At 49.5% G+C, this 17,827-nt stretch carries 20 protein-coding genes; 14 read left to right on the plus strand and 6 right to left on the minus strand.

The window, feature by feature from the left end:
* The 6 genes from AC5I6P_RS17175 to AC5I6P_RS17200 form a co-directional block, all read left to right on the plus strand.
* A partial coding sequence (locus AC5I6P_RS17175; protein WP_495694999.1) for a hypothetical protein occupies nt 1–1,202 on the plus strand: 1,202 nt, incomplete at its 5' end.
* Nucleotides 1,203–1,414: 212 nt separating this feature from the next.
* On the plus strand, nt 1,415–2,365 hold the full coding sequence (locus AC5I6P_RS17180) for an ankyrin repeat domain-containing protein (protein WP_495695000.1): 951 nt from the start codon (nt 1,415–1,417) through the stop codon (nt 2,363–2,365).
* Between the two features lie 302 nt (nt 2,366–2,667).
* Complete coding sequence (locus AC5I6P_RS17185; RefSeq protein ID WP_495695001.1) at nt 2,668–3,078, plus strand: hypothetical protein; 411 nt, start codon at nt 2,668–2,670, stop codon at nt 3,076–3,078.
* A 200-nt stretch (nt 3,079–3,278) separates the two neighbouring features.
* Nucleotides 3,279–3,839 (plus strand): peptidoglycan-binding domain-containing protein, encoded by a 561-nt coding sequence (locus tag AC5I6P_RS17190; RefSeq protein ID WP_495695002.1) that lies wholly within the window; start codon nt 3,279–3,281, stop codon nt 3,837–3,839.
* A 93-nt stretch (nt 3,840–3,932) separates the two neighbouring features.
* Nucleotides 3,933–5,876, plus strand: coding sequence for an anti-CBASS protein Acb1 family protein (locus tag AC5I6P_RS17195; protein WP_495695003.1), 1,944 nt, complete (start codon nt 3,933–3,935; stop codon nt 5,874–5,876).
* Nucleotides 5,863–6,522: a hypothetical protein gene (locus AC5I6P_RS17200; protein ID WP_495695004.1), complete on the plus strand. Its 660-nt coding sequence runs from the start codon at nt 5,863–5,865 to the stop codon at nt 6,520–6,522. The genes AC5I6P_RS17195 and AC5I6P_RS17200 overlap by 14 nt, the downstream gene beginning before the upstream one ends.
* A 386-nt stretch (nt 6,523–6,908) precedes the next feature.
* Here the strand turns inward: AC5I6P_RS17200 and gvpU are convergent, their stop codons facing one another.
* Complete coding sequence (gene gvpU, locus AC5I6P_RS17205) at nt 6,909–7,373, minus strand: gas vesicle accessory protein GvpU (protein ID WP_495695005.1); 465 nt, start codon at nt 7,371–7,373, stop codon at nt 6,909–6,911.
* A 169-nt stretch (nt 7,374–7,542) separates the two neighbouring features.
* On the opposite strand from gvpU, the gene AC5I6P_RS17210 reads away from it, so the two are divergent.
* The 7 genes from AC5I6P_RS17210 to AC5I6P_RS17240 all read left to right on the plus strand — a co-directional run bounded on the left by AC5I6P_RS17210 (nt 7,543) and on the right by AC5I6P_RS17240 (nt 12,318).
* Complete coding sequence (locus AC5I6P_RS17210; RefSeq protein ID WP_495695006.1) at nt 7,543–8,868, plus strand: DUF2213 domain-containing protein; 1,326 nt, start codon at nt 7,543–7,545, stop codon at nt 8,866–8,868.
* Nucleotides 8,868–9,380, plus strand: a complete 513-nt coding sequence (locus AC5I6P_RS17215; protein WP_495693705.1) for a structural cement protein Gp24 — start codon at nt 8,868–8,870, stop codon at nt 9,378–9,380. Before AC5I6P_RS17210 ends, AC5I6P_RS17215 begins: the two co-directional genes overlap by 1 nt.
* A 6-nt stretch (nt 9,381–9,386) precedes the next feature.
* On the plus strand, nt 9,387–10,316 hold the full coding sequence (locus tag AC5I6P_RS17220) for a major capsid family protein (protein ID WP_495695007.1): 930 nt from the start codon (nt 9,387–9,389) through the stop codon (nt 10,314–10,316).
* An 89-nt stretch (nt 10,317–10,405) separates the two neighbouring features.
* On the plus strand, nt 10,406–10,663 hold the full coding sequence (locus tag AC5I6P_RS17225; RefSeq protein WP_495695008.1) for a hypothetical protein: 258 nt from the start codon (nt 10,406–10,408) through the stop codon (nt 10,661–10,663).
* 112 nt (nt 10,664–10,775) lie between these two features.
* The gene (locus tag AC5I6P_RS17230; RefSeq protein ID WP_495695009.1) at nt 10,776–11,525 is read left to right on the plus strand and encodes a hypothetical protein; all 750 of its coding nucleotides are present in this window, start codon (nt 10,776–10,778) and stop codon (nt 11,523–11,525) included.
* Nucleotides 11,522–11,920: a hypothetical protein gene (locus tag AC5I6P_RS17235; RefSeq protein ID WP_495695010.1), complete on the plus strand. Its 399-nt coding sequence runs from the start codon at nt 11,522–11,524 to the stop codon at nt 11,918–11,920. Before AC5I6P_RS17230 ends, AC5I6P_RS17235 begins: the two co-directional genes overlap by 4 nt.
* A complete protein-coding gene (locus tag AC5I6P_RS17240; protein ID WP_495695011.1) occupies nt 11,917–12,318 on the plus strand; it encodes a hypothetical protein in 402 nt (133 codons plus the stop codon). The genes AC5I6P_RS17235 and AC5I6P_RS17240 overlap by 4 nt, the downstream gene beginning before the upstream one ends.
* Here the strand turns inward: AC5I6P_RS17240 and AC5I6P_RS17245 are convergent.
* The 5 genes from AC5I6P_RS17245 to AC5I6P_RS17265 all read right to left on the minus strand — a co-directional run bounded on the left by AC5I6P_RS17245 (nt 12,315) and on the right by AC5I6P_RS17265 (nt 16,720).
* Nucleotides 12,315–12,722: a hypothetical protein gene (locus AC5I6P_RS17245; protein WP_495695012.1), complete on the minus strand. Its 408-nt coding sequence runs from the start codon at nt 12,720–12,722 to the stop codon at nt 12,315–12,317. The two genes, AC5I6P_RS17240 and AC5I6P_RS17245, sit on opposite strands and share 4 nt — an antisense overlap.
* Before the next feature lie 87 nt (nt 12,723–12,809).
* Nucleotides 12,810–13,871, minus strand: coding sequence for an RNA 3'-terminal phosphate cyclase (gene rtcA, locus AC5I6P_RS17250; RefSeq protein ID WP_495695013.1), 1,062 nt, complete (start codon nt 13,869–13,871; stop codon nt 12,810–12,812).
* Between the two features lie 60 nt (nt 13,872–13,931).
* Entirely contained in the window at nt 13,932–14,363 is a 432-nt protein-coding gene (locus AC5I6P_RS17255) for an archease (RefSeq protein WP_495695014.1), read from the minus strand.
* Nucleotides 14,364–14,368: 5 nt separating this feature from the next.
* A complete protein-coding gene (locus AC5I6P_RS17260; RefSeq protein WP_495695015.1) occupies nt 14,369–15,256 on the minus strand; it encodes a CobW family GTP-binding protein in 888 nt (295 codons plus the stop codon).
* 3 nt (nt 15,257–15,259) lie between these two features.
* On the minus strand, nt 15,260–16,720 hold the full coding sequence (locus AC5I6P_RS17265; protein ID WP_495695016.1) for an RtcB family protein: 1,461 nt from the start codon (nt 16,718–16,720) through the stop codon (nt 15,260–15,262).
* 581 nt (nt 16,721–17,301) lie between these two features.
* Between AC5I6P_RS17265 and AC5I6P_RS17270 the strand changes: the two genes are divergently transcribed.
* Nucleotides 17,302–17,827 (plus strand): hypothetical protein (locus tag AC5I6P_RS17270; RefSeq protein WP_495695017.1); only part of this gene is annotated, 526 nt, incomplete at its 3' end.

Genomic DNA, 17,827 nt, shown 5'->3' on the forward strand with positions numbered 1-17,827 from the left:
AGACCCACGGCAAAAAGAACTTACCAGGAGAACGAGGACAAACCTTTCTCAGAGTGAGTGAGGAAGCGAGAGCCTTTGGTTTCACTGCCTCAGATACCAATAGCAATGCGTTTCAGGGTGTTCACCATGAATACTTGCTCGTCATCGAAGACGAAGCCTGCGGCATCTCCAATGAAATTGACGAAGGTGCTTCGTCGTGTGCCACTGGCGCAAATAACCGTTTCTTGCGAATTGGCAACCCAATTGAAACGGGTGGGTCATTTGAGAAAGCCTGCAAGCGCAAACACATCAGGATTCCAGTTTGGGACCATCCCAACGTTGCCTGGGCATATCAACCCGATTCAGAAGGGGTGTGTCGCCTCAAGCCAGAAGTTAGAGCCGTCATCTGCAACGAAGAGGGCGAGGTTCTGCCCCCGTTGCAATGGGCGGAATGGTGCCCTCAAGATAAGATTCCGGGTGCCGTGTCGATCGGCTGGATTGAGGAAGCGAGATCGAAGTACGGCGAGGGCTCTGCCTACTGGCAATCACGGGTAGAAGGATTCTTCCCTGAAGATTCGTCTCAGTCGGTGATCCCGCGATCGTATTTCATCGCAGCCCGTAGACGCTACGATGCCGACCCTGCCTACTGGAATGCTCAGGCAAAACCGCACGATTCTCGCTTTGGCTTGGATGTGGGGGATGGAGTCGATGAACACGCCCGCTCGCGCTGGCAGGGTGCAATTCTTTACAGCATCAAAGCTGTCCCCACCAAAGGCGATATGCAGGATTCGAGCCGAGCGACCGCTTTGGCGGTGGAGGGGCTGAAAGAATATCCAGGAACGATCACGGTCGATCGTGGCGGTGGTTTTGGGTCTGGTCCACTCGACTCTCTACTTGAGCAGGGATATGCAGCAGGTGGTGTGCATTGGGGGCAAGCGGCTGAAAACTCGGCTGAGTATCTCAATGCTAAAGCTGAGGATTTCTGGAACCTTAGAGAAGCGATGCGAAAAGGAGAGGTCGCGATCGCACCCCTCGGAGACCTGGAAGAACGAGCGATGGAAGACTTAGCCGGGGTGTATTACGAGAGCACTTCTACAGGCAAAATTCGGATTGAAGACAAAGAGAAGACCAAAAAAAGGTTGCACCGTTCTCCCGATGTTGGCGATGCGATCGTGATCGGGTTTAGGAATGCTAGTGGTGCCGCATGGTGGAGTGCAATCTAAAACGCTAAAACCTAGTATCAGTAAACGTTTTGCAGTAAAATAGTGAGGGCGCGATCACATCAAAACAACGGAATCTGATTCAAGTTATCGTCATTCTTGCCTAAGATTTTAAGGATAAACTTCCACCTAACCTCAGAGAAAAAAGATCGGCAACGATACCATTCAAAAGGGTCGGAATTATTCTTAAGAACTATTCTAAAGGGGCTATCGCTATGCAAAGTAATTCCAATGCAGGAGAAAGAATTGTATTGCAAAGTGCCCTTGAGCAAGCTTTTTATCAAGATGACCTCACTTCCCTAAAGCAACTGATTGAAATAGGCATTAATCTTAATCAGCGTTTGGATGATCACAAAACCCCTTTAGAACAAGCAGTTGAATACGGTGAACTAGATCTTGTTCAAATGCTTATTGCAGGGGGTGCTGATCCTAACTTTGAGGAAGACGTTGGATATTCTCCACTTTGGAGAGCAGCGTCATATGGTATGCAAGATATCTATGACTTTTTGTATCCTTTAACAAACCTAATCTTACAACAGGAAGCACAATTAGAACTTCCAAATGGACTACATCGTCGCCAGCGTAGAGAGACAGAAAATGAGTTAGTTGAAGAACTAACTACTGCCGTGATGCAGGGTAATCTTGATCAAATTCTCAGGCTTATTCAAGCAGGTGTAGATATAAATGCATTTGATTCTGATGGAAGCACAGCGCTACTACCCGCCGTGTATCATGGAAAAGTTGAGATTGTTAGGATACTTCTGCAACATGGAGCAGATCCTAATAAAAACGAGGACGACTCGTCGATGACTCCGCTTTGGGCATCTGCTAGATATATTGAGGTAGCTAAAGCGCGTTTTGCTGGTAAAGGTTTCTATCCAGAAGAGGGTGAAGCGATCCAGATCGAGATCATGCAATTACTGCTGCAAGCCGGGGCAGATGTTAACCTTACAAAAGATCCCTGTGGAGTGACTCCTTTGATGGTTGCAGTGGATTCGCAGAGTAGCAAAGCTGTTAGAGTTCTTTTAGAAGCTGGTGCCGAAGTTAGTAGTAAAGACACTTCACAACGTACTGCTCTAGATCGGGCGATCAAAAACCAGGACAATAAAATTGTTCAACAACTTGTCAATGCTGGGAAATCGGTCACCTTTACAGATGACGAGTAAGATTTCTGAGCAGAACTAATTGTATTACTTGTATCTAAAGCTGGAGTCATTCATGGTGGAGCGCACACCGGGAAGAAGGAACTAAGTTAGCGGGTTCATAAATGCGGTGAGTGTGGATATGGCACAGATAGAGATGTTGCATCTGCACAAGTGGTGATGCAGCAGGACTTGTAGCCGTTGGACAAACGGTGATACTGCCTGCGGAGGAAGGTTGCTTGGGAACCCCGATGAAGCAGGAACTCCCAATTGCGAAGTTGGGAAGCCTACACCATAATCTTTGATTTGGTGTAGGAGGGTGTCACATGTCAATTTATACCGACTTAACTGGAGCATTAGGCTTCGTCAAAGAATTAACCAGCATTAGCGATCGCGATGTGATTCTGACCCAAAAACTGAAGGTATCGGCTGGCAAGCTGAAGGCTGAAACCCAGATTGAAGGGGTAACAGTCGCCGGTGGAACGGTTATCTATCGCAGCTACTATGTATCAGCTAAAGCCTTGCAGCAGAACCGTAGGGATGTCTCAGTGAAGCAAGCAGACGGCGTGACCTTCTCAAATTTGGCGGGGATGATCGACTCCCTCATGGATGAGCAGTTAGCGATCGACACTGCATTTGATCTTGATGTGCCCAACGGCTTTGTAGCAACGACTGATTTAGATGGCTCACTCAATGCATCGAGTGGAACTCCAGTGATGAGCCTAATTGTGGGGTAGTGATGAGTCTTGATGAAAACGAACTAGAAATCGACTTGCTTTGAAATATGAAAGTCTCCAAGCAAGTCGATTAACTCCTTAACTTTCCTCAACTTACCGTTATCGACCAAGTTGAGGAAACCGAATACCTTATGAGTATCAACCGCACGAAAGCCAGTCACACACGGCTTTCCGGTAATTCAGCTCAAAGGAGATTTATCATGAAACGTCACGTCCCTGCACTGTTCACGTTGGCTTTGATCGTTACGGGCAGCAGCCTTTTACCCGCCCCTGTCTTGGCGCTTGAAGCTCCCAAGTCTCACTCCTCAAACACTCAGTCACAAGTTCAAACCTCAATGTACAGCAATGCTGAAGTTCGCAGCATTCTCAATGGTTTAGGCTTCACCGAAGCGCCCGAAGTCGGAGCAGAGTATCCCTTCACTTCCTACAATGGAGCACTCAATGATCGCGTCACGATCGACGCAATCAAGGCCTTTCAAAAACGCTATCGCCTCAAGGTTACGGGACGGATAGATGCTCAGACTCGGCGTACCCTCCAACGAGTCATGAAAACGTTGCATCAGCAATTGAACGAATTCATGGGCGCAGATTTGGAGTTAGCGCATCCGACTTATGATCGGCGCACAATCGGAGTCGTGCAAATTTTTCAACATCAAATTGGGGCAGCAATTCAAGATGGCATTGCCCGCACATCGGATCGGCAGCAGCTACAGAAACTAATTGATTCCCATTCCCGTTCCTCAAACAACATGGGCAACTAAGAGCCGAGAAATTCAAGCTCTTGGCTGCAATGCATACGCAAACGCTCTGAAAGAATAGGAACTCTGAGCCAGAATCGCGTTGAGCTTCTGGGAATGAGTGACGAAACGACGGCAGTTGAAGTTTTACATAACGATGGTGCGCTTCTAAATGCCTTTGGTGCATTGGTGGGCAACCGTAGCACTGGCTTAGGGCAGACAGGACGCGACAAATTCCTCGACACCTCGATCAATACGATTGTTGTTCCCCTTGATCGCGGTGAAGTTCACGCGCTGTATCGCAACTCAAAGCTGTGCGAGAAAGTGGTAGACCTACTGCCCAAAGCCGCCACAAGTAAGACGTGGCTCGAAATCACCGTCGGCAAAGGGCGCAAAAACATCCCCTCTAAAGCGATTCAATATGCGAACGATCTGAAGCTGCGAGGTGAAGTTCGAGAGGCAGCCATCCTTGGACGGCTCGAAGGTGACGGCTTCATTGTGATGGGGATTGATGACGGGCAGCCCCCAGAACAGCCGATCAACGAGAAAAACATTCGGCAGATTTCGTGGTTAGAGACCGTCACCCGCTATCAACTCACCCCCGAACCCAATACCGGACGACCCGGAAACCCAGAATTTTACCGTCTGGCATTGCCTCAGAATCAAGGACTAGGGGATGGCATGACATATGGACGCATCCATCGATCGCGCATTCTCCGCTTCCCTGGTAAACGGCTGTATGGTGACATGCTGAGTTACAACAGCCATTACCATGACTCAGTTTTACTGAGCTTCTATCAATCATTCATTAAGTATCTGACCACGATCGAATACAGCGTCCGCATGGTGCAGGACTATGACACCTTCGCTTACTCCCTGAAGGGCTTGGGCGATCTGATTCTGCGCGGCAAAGAAGAAGATATTTTGCGACGGTTCAGAGCGATTCTGCTGTCGAAATCCTCATTAGGCGGCATCGCAATGGATGCTGACGAGAAAGCGGAATATGTCTCGCGCAACTTCGGCGGGCTGGATGCGCTGATCGATCGCATGAAAGATGACACCTCAGCTGCTGCAGCTATGCCACCGACCAAGCTTTGGGGAAGTAGCCAGAAAACCGCACTCTCTAACAGTTCTGAAGGTGACAAATACGAATGGGCGGACTGTGTTGAGGATTATCAAGCTGAAGCGATCGACGAACAAGTTAGTGAGTTTTTCCGCCTCAGTTTCCTAGCGCAGAATGGCTGCACGGGTGGCAGAGTGCCAGAAGGATGGAGCCTCAAGTACAAGTCGGTGCTGAAACTCAATTTGAAAGAGCAAGTTGAGTTGCGCGGTAAGCAGACGAGAGAAATTGATGCGCCATCGATCGCAATGGGGACGCTTTCTCGTGAGGAAGTGCGCCAGGGAGCATGGGGAGGTTTCGAGTACTCGATCGAGCGACAGTTGCTGTCTGATGAGTTGCCAGAGTTGCCCCGTCAGCAGAAACAGCAGTCACAACCACAGCCAAATCAGCAGAAGCAACCCCAGCAGAAGCAGGATTCGTTACGCACAGATGACAACACGCCTGCCAAGAAAATTATCGACTTCCACGGCTTCAAACTAGGACTGCAATATCTACCCTTCGATCAACGTCATGGTCGGATGCTGCCCGTTGCCTATGGGCACATCCAAAAGACTAAGGGTGCAGATGGCATGGCGGTGGATTGCTATTTGGGCAGCAACTTCGCTAGTGAGAAAGTGTATGCCATTGCTCAACACATCAATGGGCAATTCGATGAAGAGAAGCTGATGCTGGGCTTTGACTCAGCAGAGCAGGCAAAGCAAATTTACAAACAAGTCATGCCTGCTGAGTTCTTTGGTGGAATTCGTGAGATATCACTTTCCGATATCAACCAGTACAAAACCGATGCTGCTGAACCGTTGAAGATTGCAGGTGAGGTTCTGAGTGAGGCACAGTATGCTGCGATCGCAGATATCACTCAAGCCGACATTGATGCAGCATTGAATGACTGGCGGGCGGCGGCTCCTGACAAGTTTAAGGGGCTGCTCGATGGTCAACCTTAGTGATCAATTGCCACAATTGCCAATTCATCTAGATTCGCCTGACTTTATCTGGGACAGGCGATCAGGTCGCTATCGCTATGGTGACTCGGGTAAATTCGTTCCACGTGAAGCGATGCTCAATCTGCAACGTGGCTATGTGGAGACGATCAAGGCAGATTTTCAAACGTTGGGCGGGCTTCTCGCAGATGGCAAAATTAGCCTGCGAACCTGGCAAGAAACCACCGCTAAGACGATTAAGACCTTACACACTAATCAAGCCATCTTGGGGCGCGGTGGCGTGGACCGGATGACTTCAGCAGATTATCTGGCCGTGGGTCGGGAACTGCGATCGCAGTACAAATACCTCCAACAATTCGCCACCGACTTGACGAAAGGCACGATGACCCGTGCTCAGTTTGAGCAACGCCTGAAACTGTATGCCAACAGCTCCAACATCAGCTTCTCGCAGACTCAGCAACAGAATTCAAAAGACAACGGTGATCGCTATATGAGGCGACGTCTCCACGCCTCAGAATCGTGCCCAGATTGTATTCTCTATGCAGCGCGGGGTGTAGTTGCGATCGGGTCTCTGCCATTGCCGAAGCAGAATTGTCAGTGTGGGGCGAATTGCCGCTGCACAGTTGAGTATTCCAATGCAGCAATGTAGTTTAACCACGAGATATAAAAACTAGTGTTTGAGGGTCATAAGGAAAACCTTGAGAGTTTGGAGGTTGATGATCAAGCCTGACATTAACAAGAGGATGGCGGCACGGTATTTGTGAAGAACCGACAACGTAACCAGAAGCGCTCCCAGTTGAAACGCGATCGCCAGGTAGGCATGTTTGTCTTGTTGGATATTGCATTTTTATTCCTGATTATTGGAGGTGCAATACTGTAACCGCAATTACCAAAGACGATCAACTTTAATTTATCGATCTCGTAGCAGAGCGGCAAAGCGGGATGAACTTGTGAAACTGCTGGCGGATCTGAGTGAGTTGGGCTAGCGATCGCTGGAACAATTAAGCGATCGCTAGCCCAACTCGCTAGCTTTGTTTAGCGAGTAAACGCTATATTGCCGAGCCAAAATCCATCGACAGCACTCAGGCGTCCTCGCCAATACTTGCCGCTGTTCGATGGAATGGGTGATCCATTGCCACCAATAATTGTGGCGTTTTTCAGATGGACGAACCCTATACCCCTCTTTTGTTTGGGATTCTCTTCATTCTTTTTTGGGTACATATCTTCACCTATTTTTGCGAGGAAACCGTGGAAGCCCTCCCCAAATGCTGGAGAAGCAGTCGCTAGAACTTCTTGAGCAATTCCATCAAAGTACTTTTTCCCACCGATCAGCAGACCGGAAACCATCAGCCCTCTAACATTTAGTGTGACCCCAATCTCCATGTCCATGTCGTTTACTAAGCGAATGAACATTTTCAGCAGCCAATCATGATCTTCTACGGGAAGATTCAACTCCTGCTCATCAGTCGTGGGAGCATCAGAAGCGTGTTCGTCACTCATAATGTATCTATCTCTGTAAAAAGCAAGTTCAGCGAGGATTGTAAATTTTGCCGATTGCTCAACCCTCGCTGAACAGCAAAATTATAATGTTTGTACTACAGTAAAGCCGCGATCGCATCTCTGGGCGTACTCGTAGGAAATCTGACAGCGACAATTATCGTTCGCTGCAATGGTTTTTCACGTCGATCGCGGCAGAATTTTACAGCATCAATTTACGCCCGAAGGCTTTCTCAGGGCTTACATGCGAATCGCTCGTGTGGGCGAATTGCAATATCGCAACACGGACGGAACCGAGCGAACTGAAGTTGTCACGCCAGAGGTTTTGTTTAACAAAGACTCGATCGACAGCTTCAAAATGAAGCCGATCACCCTACTGCATCCGCCAGGAGGACGGGTAACGCCTAAGAATGCTCGTCAGCATGCACGTGGGTTAACCGGGCACACCGCCATCATTGATGGTGACTTTCTCGGGTTGGTTTCAACGGTTCTCGACGAAGAAATGATCGAGGAAGTGATTTCTGGCAGGACTGATCAAACCAGTTGTGGTTACGATGCTCCCATCCGGCCCAGAAGCGATGGCAAATACGATCAGGTAGAGCGTTTAGGCAATCATGTGGCTGGTGTCCCTCACGGTAGAGCCGGGGCAGAGGTGGGCTTTCATGTGGATTCGGCAGATGAGCACTGGCTGCACATTCGCAGCGATCGCGATGATGCCGACTTTGACGAATCTCGCATCAAGAAGCTGCTGAGTACAGAAACCTTGATTAACCGATTGATGAACCTGGATGAAATCGAGCGCCAGGTCAGCGTATTTGTGGGTCGGGCTAAATCCGATGAGGGAACAACAGAGCAAATTAATCAACCTGTTAAAACCCTTCAATCATCCACACCCGAAAGCAAACCTATGCGCCAAATCACGATCGGTGGAGAAGTATTTTCCATTGACAACGACAAACTCGCTGATGCTGCACTGAAACTGCAAACCGATAGTGCAGCATCAGCCACCAAAGTAACCGACCTGCAAGGCAAGCTCGATGCTGCTGAAGGCAAAGCCACGGGTCTAGAAGCACAAGTTACAACCCTCACAACGAAGCTAGATGCCGCAGAACAGACTCGCATGGACGCGGACCAAGTTTCTACCGCAGTATCAGAGCGCTTAGATGCTTGGAGCGTTGTTCTGCCGTTGCTACGCGTGGATAAAGCTGATTATCAGCCGGACTACAAATTACCTGTGGCTGACATTCGCAAGCTGGCGATCGCGGCGAAGCTTCCCAACGTCAAACTCGACGGCAAATCAGACGAGTATGTGAACGCCATTTGGGACACAATTGCCGCCCAGTTGCAAGTAACCACCAGCCGTGCAGACAGTTCTGAAGGACTGCTCAACCTGGTGACGATCGCGCAAAACACCGTTCACGCCGACGCAATCGATGCTGCCAACAAAAAAGCAGCTAACGCTTATGAAACCGCTTGGAAGCAAGGAAGTGACGACTAATGGGAATCACCAATTACGGCGATTTAGCACGTGGGTATGAAGGACAAGTTGCCCGCATGGAAGACTGGGTAGCTCGAACTGGCTACAACTCAACCTCTGCCATTATTCCGTTTGGACGGACGGTTGTTCGGGGTACAGGGTCATCCGGAACTGATGTTGCGATCGCGTTGCCTTCTGCCACAGGGCAGCAATTCATGGGCATTTCAACCAAAACCGACGTTTGGGAAAAGAACGAAAAAACGGTTGATGCCAATGGCGACCTGGGTTATGAACCCAAACGTCCAATGGGTTACACGGTTGAAGGGCTGTTCTACGGCTATGTCGAAGAAGCAGTGCTGCCCACAGACACCGTTTATTTTCGCCACACGCTGAACGGCGCACCAGGTGCTCATGAGCGAATTGGGCGCTATCGCAATGATGCGGACACTGCCAAGTGTGATGCTGCCCCACGCTTGAAGTTTCTCGAAGCAGCAGGTCCCGGTTTAGTTCTGATGCAAGTCATCAAGGGGTAATTTGACATGACGACATTTCGTACAGACAGCGCTGGCGCAATTTTGAAGCGCTGGCTAGAGCAGAAGCTTCCCGGAGTTCTAGAGAAGCGTTACCGTCAACTGCAATTTGAGAACGGCTCGCTCGTGCCAACAATGGCAGACTTACAGCCCGGAGCGGCAACCCTGGTGCAAGAGCAAATGGAAGTGGTTGGTGAAGCCGCGATCGTCGCGGATGAAGCCTTCGACATTCCCCTTGCAGATGTGGGTGCAGAAGAAGTTCAGTTCAAGATCATTGCAGTCTTCTCTGGCTTCCATTTCACGTTTCGGCAGATGCAGGCAGCACAATTTTCTAATGTGCCATTGAGCGATAAGAAAGCATTTGCTGCTCGTCGCGCGATCGCGGAGAAGATGAACAAGATTGCGGCATTTGGTGCGGCAAAATACGACTGCACCGGCTTCCTGAACAACCCTGACGTGCCTGTAAATAGCAGTTCATTCAACCCAGAAACCGCGACAGCAGACGATGTAATCGAGTGGTTTATCGATGAAATTGTCAGCATTGAAAGCAACACCGAACTCACCGAGTCGCCGACTGTGGCACTGGTGACACCTGAGCTGCACGGGATTCTGATGAAGAAGCGTGTCGGTGATAGCAACCTGAATATCAAGCAGTACATTCTCGGCAATACCGATTTGACTGATATTCGCAAGGTGACGGAACTCAAGAGCGCTACCCTCGAAGCAAACGGTGTGCAGGCAGCCGCTACCAATAAGGATCGAATTCTGCTCTACCCGCTCGATCCTGAGATTGTCGAACGTCATATCGAAATGACCAAGCCGTTGCCTGAAGAGTATCGCAACGCTAAATACATCACACCGATGTATGCGTGCACCTCTCCTGTGATTTGGAATTTCCCCAAAGCAGCACGGTCAATCGATTACGTTAAAGCATCGTAATTACTTATTGTTGATTTTGTAGACGCAATCACTGTGGTCGAGACCTGACTCCGCAGTTGTAAACCTTAGAAAAATTGGGAGAATTCAATGTGAAGCTAGTTTTATTCCGTCCTGAGAAACTGAATCCTCCTCGTCGTGGGGAGCAATTCTACGATCGCTTACGCCTCAATCCAGGCACGAATCATCGGTCTGAGGATGAGGTTAAGCGCTTAATTTCGCATCCTGATTATGCTCAACATTCTGAATGGGGAGCGATCGAGGTGATTGAGGAAAAAGCGATCGTCCCCAAGAAAACCCCTGTCGAATCTGGCTTAGACAAACTTTCTGAAGAAGATCTCAGAAAGTGATCGAAGCCACCTTCGATATTCCGATGCTCGAAGGCTATCTTGCCAAAGAACAGCGCAAAGCGATCGTGAATGTGCTGAATCGTCGTATTAGCGAGTTGAAAAAAGGCGCGGCATGACGCTCTCACCGTTTCCCACCAACGCGAAGCTAACATTCCATCTCCCCACAGGACAAACGGTGACTGACCCCGCTACGGGCAATGTTATCTCTGTGCTTGGGGATTTGGATATCGAGTGCTATCTCAAGCCCGATGGCGTGCAGAGCAATCGCGGCGTTGACGCCTCGCCGGGAGTGCAAACGCCATCCGAAGCGATGAGCGGGCGCATGACGAACCCGCTCTATGTGCCTGCCTCGATTCCAGTTCTAGCCGAGACAGATGCGATCGTGGGTGGCCAGGTTGGAAAATTCCTCATGCGAATCCCTACCCAAGATGTGTGGGGCATTCGCGATGTGTTGGGAGACAAGATTTACGGCACGTTCACCGCAATCAAGGAGACAACGCCCGTGCCAGTGATTGATAGCGGTTTGATATCTGCGATCGCACTTGAGTCTAATCGCCTTGTTGCGGTGGTGGATGGATTGTTGGTCTACACGGATCAATCCATTCTCAGTCATGCCTATGCGATCGTCGGGATGACCAAAGCGCCCACAAATCCCGGTCAAGCGGTGGTGTTGCTCTCTGAAGGTGTGATTAGTAGTTCTGGCTGGAATTGGACGCCGGGAGAGCCGTTATTCGTAGGCACAAACGGACTAATCACCCAAGATGCAGATTTGATCACAACTGGGTTTCTGGCTTCAGCAGGGCGTGTGATTAGCCCGCAGCAGATTTATCTCGACATTGACGAGGAGCCAATCTTCCTGTGAACTTAAAACTGAATGCGGCGGCAATTGCAAAATTGAATGGCGCGATCGACAAAGCATTCAAGGAAACCGTAGAAGCATACGGGGATGAATGCCAGGAGGCGATCGAGTCTCCAATTTGGAAGTGGGACGGTTATACCTTGCGGAAAAATGGGGAGTTCGTTGGATCTCCGCGTGACATTGTGGACACGGGCGAATTACGCGATTCTCAGCAAGAGCCGGTTTACGACGGCAACAGTGCAACGATTGAATGGACGGCTGAACATGCCGGAAATGTTCATGAAGGTATAGATAGCAATGGCAACCCGATACCTGCTAGACCTTGGACTGAAGAAGCCATGCGAAATACCGATTTTGAAGGCATCATGGGTGAAGCGTTGAAGCGGGAACTGTCGTGAATGTTGTAGAACTCCGCAACCAAATTGAGACACTGCTCACTGATGAAGTGGGCACTTATGCGCTGACCGGTGGCACTACAACGCCTGCGGTGATTGTGCTTGATAGCGGCGATGTAGTGAGCGATCGCACCGTCACAGGACTAGAAGTGGTGATTCGTCGTAGCCCAATTTCTGATGAGGGTAAGGCAACATTCGACTCGGTGAGAGCCGTTAAGATGTGGCAGATCTTCTTGGTGCAGTGGGGTGACCATTACACCTTAGAAGCGGCGAAAGATAAGCTCAGACGAAAATTCCCTAACACCCGCGCTATTCCCATTAAGGTTGAAAAAGGCAGCGGGGTTAGGGAACAAGTTTCAGTCAGGATTCCAGATATCGAAGAATTCGATGATTGGCTCTAGACTTCGGTTTCTTCATCCAGGGAGTCGTGCGACTCTTCAGCATGTTCAACTTCTGGTGCAGGGAATTCCTCGATAGAGGGTGGGTTGGTTTCGGGTGCAGGGTTGGCAGTGGGAGATAGCACCTCCGAAATCGCGTCGTTCAGCATTTCAACCTTCTGCGCCAATTCAGCCAGCGCTGCTTGCTCTGCGGTTTCCAGACCTGTTTGCATTTGAGCAATTTGCCCATTCAGGTTCACGATCGTCGCATCTTTAGCGGCAACTGAGTTTTCTAGCTCTGCTGCATAACGTTGTGCCTCTTCTTTTGCGGCACGTTCGCGATCGACCAGTCCATTAAAGTGATGAATGTTTTTGCCCATTGAGTCCAGCAACTGACTGTAGAACTCAATGTTGATTGTATTTGCCATGATTGGGCGTTGCGTAAACGTCGCCGTTAGCGTTCCCGTTTATAGGCAGGGCTGATTCATCAGCAGAACAAGGCAATCATGATTGATCTACGATTGGGGTGAGGGTGTGACAGTCACGAGTTGAGTGCTATGGTCGATCGCAACTTTTGCTAGTCCAAACTGCTCAATCACCCAGGCATTCGTGATCAGATGAGTACTGATTTCAACGGCTCGATATTGGCTTGGTTCCGAAGCTAAGGCAGCTGGCAAGAGGAGCTGATCTGCTAAATGAACATCCACAGGGGCGGCCTTTGCATGGAATGCTAGAAGTTCCTGAGTGGCGATCGCGGCAACCTCTTCGGCGGGTAATCCGAGTTTTCCGACCGCCCCAAAGCCTGTCCGGGTCTGCTCATACTCAGCTGCCAGAAAAACGCCCGCTCCGGGGCCAACCCCTCGTTCTCGTCGCGGTTGCACTTGAGCTTTTAGGTGCGCTTGCTCTAACAAATTCTGTGCCCGACTCGCCATCCGTTGCGGAATATGGGACGGCAGTTCAGTGACGATCGCCAATCCCTTGACCTGCCGCAAAGCTCCCCGCTCTAACAACAGAATGGGTTTGAGCGAACCAACTCCATCACCATTACCGCTAACCTGTAGGTCCAACTCACCACCGCCACGTGGATACCAGCCCCAAGCAACGAGTTTCACCATTGCCTGCACTCCCATTTGTTGCAAGAACGGGAGATACACTTGCTCAATGTAGGAAGCTGGCGGACTCCAGGGAATAAACGTCCCCCCTTTCAAAGTGACGATCGACTCCCCTTTCACTAGTGCCAGTGGTAGCAAAACCGTTTGCAGAATCAGGGTCACTGCCCCGGCTGATCCGGTTCCCAGAGTTTGCGCTACATCAAAGGTGTACTGTCCAGCTTGAACAGGCTGGCTGGGAATGAATTCTAACTGGGTTGAACCAACGTGATCGCCTTTGACTTTTGCCTGACAAAGGGTTGCGGCTGCCCGTACCCCCGTTAAATGCTGAATTGCCAATCCTGGCTTTTGCCGTTTTGCTCGGATGCGATCGATGCGAATCGGTTGCCCGCTAATCGCTGCCAAACTTAAGCTGGTGCGAAGGATTTGTCCTCCCCCTTCTCCATAGGAACCGTCGATGTGCAGCATCTTGTGATTTTAAATTGGCGATTTTGAACGTTGAATTTACAGATAAAAGCTGTATGGATGTTAGATATCGAGAATAACTTGAGATGTCCAACCATTGTCTGTTTTTTCGAGTTGAAACTGATGGAGTGTGACGGCTTTGACATCAACTCGCTGATGATGGCGATCTCGATCCAACCGTTCTCCTCGTGTGACTGCTGTCAGGTGATAGCCAGATGCTTTGGTCTCAATCTGAACCTGCTGTGCCCGTAACAATAACAATTCGCTGTCTTTGTAATAAACAAATTCCTGTAGAAAGTTAAACAGCAATAGATCAAGTTCATCATTTTCTAGTTGAAAAGTACGAGTTTCCGTGACTGCAATTGCCTCCAGATTATCAATCATGGTGTTGATCAAAGCATCTCCTGCGGATTTGAACACTTCCTCTAAATCGTCTCCCCAAGCATGGAAGGCAATATCAGCAGTAGCGATATCTTCGAGGAATTCGTAGGGCATAGCACTTATTTTTGCTCACAGGATTGGAGGCGATCGCAAATTTCAGGCTTTTGTTGTGTGATTTGTTTGCCGATGAAAACAAGTTCTGTTGAGGAAGGCTCAAAGGGTTCTAAATCCCAGCGCCCGGCGACAAAATTGAACAGGTGAGTGCCTTCAGGAAATTGCACAAAGCCCTTGGCTCGATAGACATCAGAATTGAGAGAATCGGCGAATTCGGTGAAGCGGGCGCGATCGTATACCGCTTGTGATGTATGGCTGAAGGACTCGAACTCTGGTTGATGGTGATGATGCGGTGATGATTGTAAGCGATCTCGCCCAATGCCAAATAGCAAATCGGGGTCAATCTGACAGCGAACCGTGGAAATGATGGAAGCAATTTCGTTAATCGTGTGAAGTTTGTCAGTAATCGTTACCAATTCCTGCTCAGAAACGAGATCCACCTTATTGAGTAGCAGAATATCTGCTGATTCAATTTGAATGCGGCTGGTATGTCCCACCTGAGGATACTTCACCATCCCATCAGCATCAATGACGGTGATAACGCCATCGAGTCGTACCTGGGGCAAACTTTCTTGAATGTCAAACACTAGGGCATCGGGTTCTGCCACCCCAGTTGTTTCCACGACAAGATGGTCTGGCTTCACCGTTGCGATAATTTCATCGACAGCCGCTTCAAATTCACCCAGTAGCGAACAACAAACACAACCGCCTCCCAAATCTGCCATCTCCACATTCTTGCCTTGCAGAATTTTTGTGTCGATCGCAATTTCCCCAAATTCATTCATCAAAATGGCAAGCTTGCGTGGCACTACTGCCAGAATGTGCCGCAGTAGCGTAGTCTTGCCACTACCAAGTGGTCCCGTAAGAACAGTTAAAGGCGTGCGTCCTAGCATACTTCACCCCTTCACATTGCCGATCGGCGTTAACTTGACCACCCGTTGACTGATACCAGCCAACTCCGCCACTTCGATGACCTCATCGACATCTTTGTAAGCTCCTCCCGCTTCCTCTGCCAGTCCGGCATGGGAGGTACTGCGAACATAGATGCCCTTTTGCTGCATTTCTTTCTGAAGCTGCTGTCCCTGCCAGGTTTTGCGGGCTTTTGTGCGGCTCATTGTCCGTCCGCTGCCGTGGGCGGTGCTGAAGAACGTTTGATCACCTGTGGATACCCCTGTGAGCAAGTACGACCCCGTTTCCATGCTGCCGCCGATGATCACAGGCTGACCAATTTCTTGATAACGGTAGGGTAGGTCACTCATTCCTGGACCAAAGGCGCGGGTCGCTCCCTTGCGGTGAACAAGCAGCGATCGCTCCTGACCATCTACTACATGCGTCTCCAACTTGGCAGTATTGTGTGCGACGTCATAAACCATGTGCATCCCCAGATCTTCGGGCGATCGCTCAAACACTTGCGAAAATACTTCGCGAATACGGTGCAAAATTACCTGTCGATTGGCAAACGACATATTAATGCCGCATTGCATCGCAGAAAAGTACGCTTGTCCTTCGGGGGAATGAAAGGGGGCACAGGCCAATTCGCGATCAAGAATCTTGATGCCGTACTTGCTTTCCATCACTTTGAGAAAGCTTTGCAGATAATCCGTCGCGACCTGATGTCCAAACCCACGGCTGCCGCAGTGAAACATCACCACTACCTGATCGGGACGAGTTATACCCATCGCTTTGGCTAAATTCTTGTCAAAAATATTCTCCCGTTTGGCAACCTGAATTTCTAAGTAATGATTACCCGAACCCAATGTACCAATTTGGTGAGCGCCGCGATCAATCGCTTTTTCGCTAATCTTGCTGGCATCGGCTCCCTTTAAGCAGCCCTGCTCTTCTGTCAATTCCAGGTCTTCTTCCCAGCCATAACCATTGTGAATGCACCATTGCGCCCCCTGCTCCGCCACCTTACGGAACTCATTACGGGATAGCTTGACAAATCCGGCACTGCCAACGCCTGCCGGAACCCGTTCATAGAGCTTATCTACCAATCGTTTAATATGAGGTTTGACCTCTTTGTAATCTAGATTGGTCGTCACTAGGCGCATTCCACAATTAATGTCAAACCCAATGCCCCCTGGAGAAATCACACCCCCCTGATCCACATCCATTGCCGCTACACCACCGATCGGGAAGCCATAGCCAAAGTGACCATCGGGCATACACAAAGCATATTTGGTGATTCCGGGCAGGGTCGCAACGTTGGTGATCTGGTCATAGACCGCATCGTCCAACTCTCGAATCAATTTTTCAGTGCCATAAATTCGGGCAGGCACCCGCATTCCCTCTTTGTAAGAGACCGGAATCTCCCAAATGACATCCGAAATTTGGTTTAAGACATCAACGGGAGCCATGACTTCACCTCGTGGACTGAGCGAAAGGGGTCTTCATTTATGGATAGGAGTGCCTGATTCTGAATCATCACACCTGACTTAAAGCTGCTCTTTAGATCAGAGCAGCCCTGTTTTGGCAATCTAAAGGGCTTGCATACAGTTTCTAAAGACACAATAAAAAGAACCTCTCTCTATAGGTTCATCCATTGAGCATTATCACGAGTGGATTTCGCACTCAGCACCGAGATGTGATGGATTAAGGCCTCCAGTAGCAGCGAACATGAAAAAAGTCCACTTCAAGAGCACTAGAAGCCATTGATGACAGTTCATAACATGAACTTATAACTAGAGCTTGAACTTCCGGCAAAGGGTTGGGCCATATTTGGACTTTCGGCAAGATGATGGCTGAATCGGATAGAACGGATAGTGCCCTCGGCTCCGAAAATCGCAGATTTGTTTGAGGTGTTCTATCAGGCTCATGACAGCGCCATTAGAAACAGCTTTTCTATTCTCCTTTTTCTACTGCTAGTGAATCAGCCCTGCCCGTTTGTAGGGGGTAGGAATTCTGGGGCTGATCATCCAGATCTGGAGACAAGAATTTCATGCCTAAGAAGTTTGTTACAGGAGCGGGAGACAAGGTGAAAGTGTATGTTGCACTTTTACCCTTGGGCGATCGCACAGAACCCGTCACGATTAACGGCATTGCAACCAGCAACGCAGGCATTACAGCGAATGCTACAACGATCAACTTGGGTGCTGCTGTAGGTGGTGTGGGAATTGGCGGTGGAACCCCGCTATTGTTCGCTAACGCAGGCGGTACGAAAGTTAAAGTTTATTTGGCGTCTGACGCGAAAGCGGATGACACCGTGTTGCATATCGAGCCTGCTGCTGCGACCGTTGCGGGTGTTTGCACAGCAACCTACGTTCCAAAGTTGCGCCTCTTAGGTGGTACGTCATCTAGCCCCAAACTCTCGAACAAAACTCAAGAATCCTTGGTGTTTGAAGATGAGCTTGGATACGATGACAGTGTGGTGACCGGGGCAAGCTGGGAAGTGCCGTGGACGGCTAATCTGCTAGCTGATGACGATGCCTATCGTCGCATCTACTTCGCGGCCAGCCACGGCACCT

It is taken from the genome of Myxacorys sp., assembly GCF_059501405.1.

Excerpts from the sequence above, each read along its gene's own strand:
- AC5I6P_RS17180 (WP_495695000.1), top strand. The coding sequence starts at position 1,415 with ATGCAAAGTAATTCCAATGCAGGAGAAAGAATTGTATTGCAAAGTGCC.
- AC5I6P_RS17185 (WP_495695001.1), top strand. The coding sequence starts at position 2,668 with ATGTCAATTTATACCGACTTAACTGGAGCATTAGGCTTCGTCAAAGAA.
- AC5I6P_RS17190 (WP_495695002.1), top strand. The coding sequence starts at position 3,279 with ATGAAACGTCACGTCCCTGCACTGTTCACGTTGGCTTTGATCGTTACG.
- AC5I6P_RS17195 (WP_495695003.1), top strand. The coding sequence starts at position 3,933 with ATGAGTGACGAAACGACGGCAGTTGAAGTTTTACATAACGATGGTGCG.
- AC5I6P_RS17200 (WP_495695004.1), top strand. The coding sequence starts at position 5,863 with ATGGTCAACCTTAGTGATCAATTGCCACAATTGCCAATTCATCTAGAT.
- gvpU (WP_495695005.1), bottom strand. The coding sequence starts at position 7,373 with ATGAGTGACGAACACGCTTCTGATGCTCCCACGACTGATGAGCAGGAG.
- AC5I6P_RS17210 (WP_495695006.1), top strand. The coding sequence starts at position 7,543 with ATGGTTTTTCACGTCGATCGCGGCAGAATTTTACAGCATCAATTTACG.
- AC5I6P_RS17215 (WP_495693705.1), top strand. The coding sequence starts at position 8,868 with ATGGGAATCACCAATTACGGCGATTTAGCACGTGGGTATGAAGGACAA.
- AC5I6P_RS17220 (WP_495695007.1), top strand. The coding sequence starts at position 9,387 with ATGACGACATTTCGTACAGACAGCGCTGGCGCAATTTTGAAGCGCTGG.
- AC5I6P_RS17230 (WP_495695009.1), top strand. The coding sequence starts at position 10,776 with ATGACGCTCTCACCGTTTCCCACCAACGCGAAGCTAACATTCCATCTC.
- AC5I6P_RS17245 (WP_495695012.1), bottom strand. The coding sequence starts at position 12,722 with ATGGCAAATACAATCAACATTGAGTTCTACAGTCAGTTGCTGGACTCA.
- rtcA (WP_495695013.1), bottom strand. The coding sequence starts at position 13,871 with ATGCTGCACATCGACGGTTCCTATGGAGAAGGGGGAGGACAAATCCTT.
- AC5I6P_RS17255 (WP_495695014.1), bottom strand. The coding sequence starts at position 14,363 with ATGCCCTACGAATTCCTCGAAGATATCGCTACTGCTGATATTGCCTTC.
- AC5I6P_RS17260 (WP_495695015.1), bottom strand. The coding sequence starts at position 15,256 with ATGCTAGGACGCACGCCTTTAACTGTTCTTACGGGACCACTTGGTAGT.
- AC5I6P_RS17265 (WP_495695016.1), bottom strand. The coding sequence starts at position 16,720 with ATGGCTCCCGTTGATGTCTTAAACCAAATTTCGGATGTCATTTGGGAG.